Annotated in this window: 1 protein-coding gene; it reads right to left on the reverse strand. The window is 44.1% G+C overall.

The window, feature by feature from the left end; translation table 11 throughout:
• The coding region (locus tag A3729_RS10520) for a lipid II flippase MurJ (protein WP_156497880.1) at window positions 1–281 on the reverse strand (281 nt) is incomplete at both ends.

Below are 281 nucleotides of genomic sequence, written 5' to 3' on the forward strand. Positions count from 1 at the left end.
CAAAGGTTCAGCAAGAACAATCAAAGCAACAGCTGCCGGAACGCCCATCAACAGAACTATCCGTATAGCCCAGTCCAGCGTGTCAGAAAAAGCTTTGTGAGACTGACTGCTATGCTTTCGAGACAAACTAGGTAAAATCACTGTCGCAATGGCAATACCGAAAATCCCCAAAGGCAACTCAGCTAAACGATCCGAATAATAAAGCCAAGAAACGCTTCCTGTTTGTAGAAATGACGCTAACACTGTATCGAGCAACAGATTAATCTGGCTTACAGAAACAC

This window comes from Oleiphilus sp. HI0043, from assembly GCF_001634935.1.